The organism is Massilia genomosp. 1 (assembly GCF_011682185.1).
GTDB classification, from domain to species: Bacteria; Pseudomonadota; Gammaproteobacteria; order Burkholderiales; family Burkholderiaceae_D; genus Telluria_A; species Telluria_A rubra.
The window spans coordinates 23,070-29,885 of sequence record NZ_WHJF01000090.1 but is presented as its reverse complement, the minus strand read 5'-3'; the positions used below and the strand labels follow the sequence as shown (position 1 = coordinate 29,885).

General features: G+C 66.4%; 8 protein-coding genes. 3 read left to right on the top strand and 5 right to left on the bottom strand.

What is annotated here, in order from left to right; all coding sequences use genetic code 11:
- Positions 1-136: 136 nt before the first annotated feature.
- Complete coding sequence (locus F1735_RS25640) at positions 137-688, top strand: hypothetical protein (protein WP_167239568.1); 552 nt, start codon at positions 137-139, stop codon at positions 686-688.
- A gap of 225 nt (positions 689-913) precedes the next feature.
- Here the strand turns inward: F1735_RS25640 and F1735_RS25635 are convergent, their stop codons facing one another.
- From F1735_RS25635 to F1735_RS25615, 5 genes are all read right to left on the bottom strand, one after another.
- Positions 914-1,219: a hypothetical protein gene (locus tag F1735_RS25635; RefSeq protein ID WP_167239567.1), complete on the bottom strand. Its 306-nt coding sequence runs from the start codon at positions 1,217-1,219 to the stop codon at positions 914-916.
- A gap of 149 nt (positions 1,220-1,368) precedes the next feature.
- The gene (locus tag F1735_RS25630; RefSeq protein WP_167239566.1) at positions 1,369-2,667 is read right to left on the bottom strand and encodes an NAD(P)/FAD-dependent oxidoreductase; all 1,299 of its coding nucleotides are present in this window, start codon (positions 2,665-2,667) and stop codon (positions 1,369-1,371) included.
- 97 nt (positions 2,668-2,764) lie between these two features.
- Positions 2,765-3,274 (bottom strand): hypothetical protein, encoded by a 510-nt coding sequence (locus tag F1735_RS25625; protein WP_167239565.1) that lies wholly within the window; start codon positions 3,272-3,274, stop codon positions 2,765-2,767.
- A 132-nt stretch (positions 3,275-3,406) separates the two neighbouring features.
- Positions 3,407-4,174, bottom strand: a complete 768-nt coding sequence (locus tag F1735_RS25620) for a LytR/AlgR family response regulator transcription factor (protein ID WP_167239564.1) — start codon at positions 4,172-4,174, stop codon at positions 3,407-3,409.
- The gene (locus tag F1735_RS25615) at positions 4,171-5,421 is read right to left on the bottom strand and encodes a sensor histidine kinase (RefSeq protein ID WP_167239563.1); all 1,251 of its coding nucleotides are present in this window, start codon (positions 5,419-5,421) and stop codon (positions 4,171-4,173) included. The genes F1735_RS25620 and F1735_RS25615 overlap by 4 nt, the downstream gene beginning before the upstream one ends.
- 371 nt (positions 5,422-5,792) lie before the next feature.
- Here F1735_RS25615 and F1735_RS25610 point away from each other — a divergent pair, with 371 nt between their 5' ends.
- Together F1735_RS25610 and F1735_RS25605 are read left to right on the top strand one after the other, a co-directional pair.
- Positions 5,793-6,338, top strand: coding sequence for a DUF4402 domain-containing protein (locus F1735_RS25610; protein ID WP_167239562.1), 546 nt, complete (start codon positions 5,793-5,795; stop codon positions 6,336-6,338).
- Positions 6,325-6,810: a DUF4402 domain-containing protein gene (locus F1735_RS25605; protein ID WP_167239561.1), complete on the top strand. Its 486-nt coding sequence runs from the start codon at positions 6,325-6,327 to the stop codon at positions 6,808-6,810. Before F1735_RS25610 ends, F1735_RS25605 begins: the two co-directional genes overlap by 14 nt.
- Positions 6,811-6,816 lie beyond the last annotated feature (6 nt).

The window sequence follows — 6,816 nt, the reverse complement described above, 5'->3', positions numbered from 1 at the left end:
CGGAGCTGCTCTGGGGTAGAATTCATGTCGGGCAAGGTGTGTTCGTGCTGATAGGGTAGGTTTTTAGATAACTCCCATTCTATCAATCACTTACGGCATTCTTGCCCCTTTTTGTGCAAAATTCAGGTTAGAGGACTTGCAGGCCGTGCTTGAGCATGGGCGCAAGACCGATGTGCTGAGCGCCGATGCCTACGCCGGCGAGCTGGCGCACAATCTGCGCCACGTGCCGCAGGATCGTCAGGCCGGGTTCATCAAACTGATCGTCGGACAAAAGTCCGCCTACGGGGCGGAAGTGCTGGCCATGAGCCTGGGCAACCCGGAAATGGTGAGTGAACTGAGTCCCGACAGCGTCGCAGCGTTACAGTCGTTCCTGCGGACTACCGAACCGCAGTTTCCTATGTCGATTGGCAAGTACGGCTATACGGACGTGTTTCGTTACGAGTCATGGCTTCATGCTTACGCCAATTTGCATGAGCGCCTGCGCGCCGGGGGCTATCGTGCAACCGTCTTCGAGCAATTGAACGCGCAGAACATCGACCCGCGCAAAATTATCGCCTTCCTCTCCTCACCACCAGGGCAGACTTTCATGCAGGCAGTCGGTCAGCGCGCGCTCTTTGAAAAATCCTTTGCTCGCGCAAGAACCTCTGCCGCGCCCTTCCCGCCCCACAAGAATACCACCCCCCTGTAGGACCGGGTGGCCACCGCGCGGGGGGCACTTACGTCGGGCGACGCGCCGCTATGCACATTGCATCGGGGCGCACCCGCACCAGGCTGGAACCACGCTCGTGGATCATTTGACGCAAGGGGCCTACTTGCACATCGTCGGAAGTGTGACAGTATTCACACGAACCTTTTTAGCCTGAATGTTGCATAAACCGTCGGCATAGCGTCCCCTCGCAGTCAATAGAGCCTGCTATATTGCGCCGGGAAGCACCTGCCCAGCCCTGACCGCCTCGCCCTCCTGGACATGGCGCGCGACGATGCGGCCAAATTGCGGGGCGACCGCCTTGATGGCGCCACCGGCATACACCAGTTGGCCTTTCACTCTTACCTTGCTACTGCATTCGCCAAAAACCAGCAGCAGCGCAAGAGCAAGCACGATCACGCCACCGCAGGCCGCCGCTACCTTCATCGGCACAGGGCGTGCCAACACGATGGCGCCACCTTTGCGGCTGCGGCGGGCCTCGATCACTTCAATACGTATGGGTGCGATATTCAACCCAGCCTCCAAGTCCTCGGCGCTGAGCAAGGTGCGTGCCGGGGCGGCATACTGCCTTACCGCCGCTGAGCGGCGTGAATGCCCTATTCCTGATCCTGCGGCGCGCCGGCATCAAGACAGCAGAGTGCCACCGAGAAAAGGCTTGAGGCTCAGTGCAGCTTCACTTGCGGCGTGCTGCGCTTGATCAGGAAGCGCGCCAGCGCCAGCACGCCCGTCCGCACCGAGCCGAGCACGGCTGCGTGATGCATCAGGTGCAGGCTGACATACATCATGCGCGCGAAAAAACCTTCGACGAACCAGCTCAAGCCCTTCAGCGAACCCATCAGGCTGCCGACGGTGGTGGTCTGGCCGAACGACACCAGCGAGCCGTAATCCTTGTAGGCGTAAGGCTTGGCCGGCGCCGCCTTGCCGCGCTGCTGGCGCAGGAAGGTGTCGAGCAGGTAATCGGCCTGCTGGTGCGCGGCCTGGGCGCGCGGCGGCACCATCTTGCCGTCGGCGTCGACGCAGGCGGCGCAGTCGCCCATCGCGTACAGGCCCGGCGCGTCTTTGACGCGCAGAAAGCCGTCCACCTCGATCTGCCCGCCCTTCGCCAGCGGCAAGCCGAGCGTGGCCAAAAATTCCGGCGCGCGGATGCCGGCCGCCCACACGCACAGGTCGGATGGATAGACGTTGCCGTTCTTGTCGCTCACCTGGTCGGGCCCGATGCCGGTCACGCGGCACTCGTTGACCACCTTGATGCCGCGCTCGTTCAGCAGCTTCAGGGCCGCGTTCGACACCCGTTCCGGCAGCGGCGCGAGGATGCGCGGGGCGCCTTCGAGCAGGGTGATGCGCACGTCCTGCTGCGGTTTGAGGTGCTGGAAGCCATAGGTGGTGTACACCGCGCTCGCTTCGCGCAGCTCGGCCGCCAGCTCGACCCCGGTGGCGCCACCGCCGATGATGACGATATCGACGCCCGCGTCCGGCTCGACCGGCTTGCGCGCATCGGCCCGGGCCAGCAATTTGAGCAGTTGCAGGCGGAAGCGCTCGGCGTCTTCGGTCGCGTTCAGGGAAATCGTGTATTCCTTCGCGCCTGGCACCCCGAAATAGTTGGAGGTGCTGCCGACGGCGATCACCAGCGAGCCGAACTCGAGTGTGCGTTCGGGCAGCACTTCTTCGTCCTGCGGCGTGCGGATCGGGCCGATGGTCAGGCGCCTGGCGGCGGCATCGAGCCCGGTCAGGGCGCCGTAGACGAAGCTGAAGCCATTGTCGTGCGCCAGCATCTGGTAGGACAAGCCTTCCTGGTGGATATCGAGGGTGCCGGCGGCGACTTCATGCAGCGATGGTTTCCAGATGTGGTACAGGCGGCTATCGACGAGAAACACCTTGGACGGACCCAGCTTGCGGCCCAATTTGCTGGCAAGTTCCAAACCGCCCGCCCCACCTCCGACAATCACAATTTCGCCGCGCAAGAGAATCTCCCTGAATTTTTGACAACGTCAGTCTACTGCGATCCGCACAATCGCGCTCACGCTGCGCAGTTCCAGGGTTGGCCACGCCAACACCGCGTCAGCGGAAGCCGTTCTTGTCGCGCTCGTGGCCATTGCCGTGGCCATTGCCATTGCCGTTGCCGTTGCCGTGGCCATTGCCGTGCCCGCGCTCATGCCGGTCATCCCGGTCGTGGCGCTCATAGCGATCCGGCCCGCGGTCGCGCTCGCGGTCGCGTCCATGATCGCGCCCGCCGCCGCGCATGTCGCGGTAACGCGGCGCATACGTATTGGTGTACCAGTCATCGCGCACAAAATACACCTGGCGCCCGCACGCGTCGTAGCGCGCGCAATGCTTGCTCCATTTTTTCATGTGCCCCGGCGGCACCCGCAGGTACACCGGCTCGGGCGCGCCGCGCGCATGGCGTTCCACCATCACCGGCTGGGTATAGACCACCTGCGGCCGGCCAATATCGCCCGGGTCGATGCGTCCGTAAAATCCCGGCTGTCCGATATCGATGCGGACATTGATCTGGGCCTGGCCAGACACACTTGCGCCCAGCAGGACGGCGGCGATGATCACGTTTTTCATGCTTGCCTCACGAAGAAAGTAGGCACGCCCGGCAGGCGCGCCGTGGGCCGCAGGCCGCCACGCGGCTTGCGGCCCACGTCTACAAGTTTAACAAAAGCAACGATTGAGTCCGTGCGCCAGCGTACAGAGTGCCTACATGGCGCGGAACAGGGCCATGAACGGCTGGCTGACGGCCAGCGTTTCCGGCCGCGTGCGCAGGCGCAGCACCCCGCGCCCGCTGTCGTCGCGCGCGACCGAGGCAATGGCCTTGACGTTGACGATGGTCGAGCGGTGAATCTGGCGGAAGACGGCCGGATCGAGCACCTCGAGCAGTTCGCGGAGGGGCTTGCGCAGCAGCGCCTCGCCCTGCGCCGTCATCACCACGGTGTACTTGCTGTCGGCCTGGAAGTAGGCCACATCCTCGACCATGATCAGGCGCGTGTCCGCGCCCGCGCTGGCGGTCAGCCACACCAGCGGCTCGGCCCTGGGCGGCGGCGCCGCCTGCCCGAGCTGGCGCAGCAAGGCGGCCAGCGCGCCGGCGTCCGCCACGCCGCTGGCCAGGCGCGCCTTGAGCCGCCGCACCGTGGCCGCCAGGCGCGCGGGAACCACCGGCTTGAGCAGGTAATCGAGCGCGCCACGCTCGAAGGCGTCGATCGCATACTGGTCGTAGGCGGTCACGAACACCACCTGCGTGGCCGGGCTGACCTCGGCCAGCGCGCCGGCCACCTCCAGCCCGCTCAGTCCCGGCATGCGGATATCGAGAAAGGCCACCTGCGGCAGGTAGCGGGCGATCGCTTCGAGCGCGCCGGCGCCGTCGTCGCAGGCGGCCACGATGCGCAACTCGGGCCAGGCGGCCGCCAGCAGTTGCACCAGCTCGTCGCGCAGCAGCTGTTCATCTTCCGCAATCACACACTCAGTCATGCCGCCGCCTGCGTCGTTGCCGCGCCCGTGTACGGGACGCTGATCGTCGCCGCCACCCCGCTCGGATAGTTCGATACGATGGTAAAACCGGCCGCGCTGCCGTAGGCCAGGCGCAGGCGCTCGCGCACATTGCGCAGGCCGATGCCGGTGCCGCCGCCTTCGCCCGACAAGCCGCGCCCGTCGTCGGCCACCGTCAGCGCCAGCACGCCATCGTGGACGCGCGCGATGATCCACACCGTCCCTCCCCCCGCCTTCGCTTCCAGGCCATGCTTGATGGCGTTTTCGACCAGGGTCTGCAACATCATGGCGGGAAACGGCGCCGCATGCAACTCGGCGGCCACCTCGACCTGCAAGCGCAGGCGCGGCCCCATGCGGATCACCAGGATGTCGAGGTAGGCGCGGGCGCGCTCGAGTTCCTTGCCCAGGGTCGAGAGCGCATCGTCGGTGCGCGGCAGCGAATTGCGCAGGTAAGCGATCAGGTTGCCCAGCATCTCGTCGGCGCGGGCCGGGTCGCTGCGGGTCAGCAGTTGCGCGCTGGCCAGGGTGTTGTACAAAAAATGCGGCTCGACCTGCGCATGCAGCAAGCTCAATTTGGCCACGGTCAGTTCCTTCTCGGTGGCCGTCTGCGCCGCCGCCGCCTGCTCGCTGCGGCGCCGCTCGGCCACCCGGCGCGCCACGGCGCGGCCGATGGCGTCGGCGTTTTCGACATTGGCGCCGGCGTCGACCATGAACCAGTCGGTCCAGGCCCAGCGTTCCGGCTCGCAGATCAGGGTCACGCTGCCGGCGTCGCCATTCGGCGTGACGGTAACGATGACCTGGTTGCCGCTCGGCCCGGCGTGGCCCGTCATCCGCGACAGCCAGCCGCCGCGATAGGGATGCAGGTAACGGATCTTGGCGCGCACCTGCAAGCTGTCGCGCGCGCTGTCGACCTGCTCGGCGCCGGGCAGGTCGCGGATGGCGGCGTCGACGATGTCGAACGTTTCGCCGGCCTCGAACGGCACCTCGATCTGGCGCCGCTGGCGGCTGGACAAGGTGGCGCTGCTGACCTCGCCCGTCAGCAGGCGCACCCGGCGCACATGCGAAAACGCGTTCACCGCCGCAAACGCCATCGCGCCCAGCACCAGCAGCAGCAGCGGGCCGCCGCTGTCGCGCTCACTGAGCATGGTCTGCCCGATTGTGATCGCCAGCACCGTGCTGGCGATCGCCCAGGCCAGGGTGATCCGGAAGATAAAGAAGAAACTCGTCATGGTCGGCAATCCAGTCAGGGAAAAGTGAAAACGACTATAGCAAGCGCTCGCCGGCAGGCGGCGCCGAATCCGACGAAACCGCGCCGGCGCCGACGGACAGCGGCTTTGCCCGCCGCGCCGGCCCGGCGCGGGTTTTTCCGGCATGCAAGATAGCACACCGCACAACCATCGCGCCGCCGTACCATGCGCACCACGCTGGCGCGGCAATTGCGCAACACTTCAGGGCCGGCCGGCGCACCGCCTTAGATGCATATCAAGCTTTGCCGCAAGGTCGCGCCAGGGTGGGTTTTTGATGGGGAATGGCAGGTACTATTCCCTGGCAGAAAGAGCTTCTGCAAAGAAAACCAACCGACCACAACTTAGGAGCTGGAATGAACACAACGATCCAACAGCAGCGCACCCTGGCCGTCCTCGCCATCCTCATCGCCGGCCTGGGCCTGGGCGCACCTGCCCATGCAGCCCAGGCGACGGCGGTTGCCGGCGGCACCGTGATCACCCCCCTTGTCATCGCGCAGGCGGCCCCGCTGGCCTTCGGCAGCTTTGCCGCCGCCGCCGGCGGCACCATCACCGTCAGCACCAGCGGCGCGCGCACCGTCAGCGGCGTGGTGGCGATGAGCGGCTCGGCCACCACGGCCGCCAGATTCAACATCACTGGCGAACCGAACAGCACTTACACCATCACCCATTCCGGCACGGTCGCGCTGACCAACACCACCGGCAGCGGCAACGAAACCATGACGCTGGCCAAATTCAGCAACCTCACCGGCCTCGACGCCACCTCGGGCGACGCCACCAGCGGCACCCTCTCGGCCGGCGGCGCCCAGTCGCTGTACGTGGGCGGCACCCTGACCGTGGCAGCCAACCAGGTCCCTGGCGTGTATGCCGGCGATGTCGTCGCCACCGTTGAATACAACTGACGCGCGGCGCTGCGGCGGCACGTTGGCGCTGGCGCTGGCCATACTGACCGCCGTTCCGGCCGCCATGCCGGCGCGCGCGCAGTTGAACGCCGCTCCTGCCGGCAGCCTGGCCTTCGGCCGCTTCGCCGTCGGCTCCGCCGGCAGCGTCAGCGTCGACGCGCATGGCAACCGCGCCTCCGGCGGCGGCGTCGTGCTGCTGCCATCGGCGGCGGCGGCGGCCAGGTTCACCATCAGCGACAGCAAGCCGGCCAACGCCAACCTGGTCTACATCGTCAGCCTGCCGTCCGCCGCCAGCATCAACGCCGGCGCGGCCAGCATGGCGCTGACCGGTTTTACCAGCGCTCCCGCCGGCGGCGGCGTGCTCACCGGCGGCAGCCAGGTACTGTCGATCGGCGCCACGCTGCAGGTCGGCGCCGGCCAAAGCGCCGGCAACTACAGCGGCACCTTCCACATCACCATCGAATACCAATAGCCGATC

Excerpts from the sequence above, each read along its gene's own strand:
- F1735_RS25625 (WP_167239565.1), bottom strand. The coding sequence starts at position 3,274 with ATGAAAAACGTGATCATCGCCGCCGTCCTGCTGGGCGCAAGTGTGTCT.
- F1735_RS25620 (WP_167239564.1), bottom strand. The coding sequence starts at position 4,174 with ATGACTGAGTGTGTGATTGCGGAAGATGAACAGCTGCTGCGCGACGAG.
- F1735_RS25615 (WP_167239563.1), bottom strand. The coding sequence starts at position 5,421 with ATGACGAGTTTCTTCTTTATCTTCCGGATCACCCTGGCCTGGGCGATC.
- F1735_RS25610 (WP_167239562.1), top strand. The coding sequence starts at position 5,793 with ATGAACACAACGATCCAACAGCAGCGCACCCTGGCCGTCCTCGCCATC.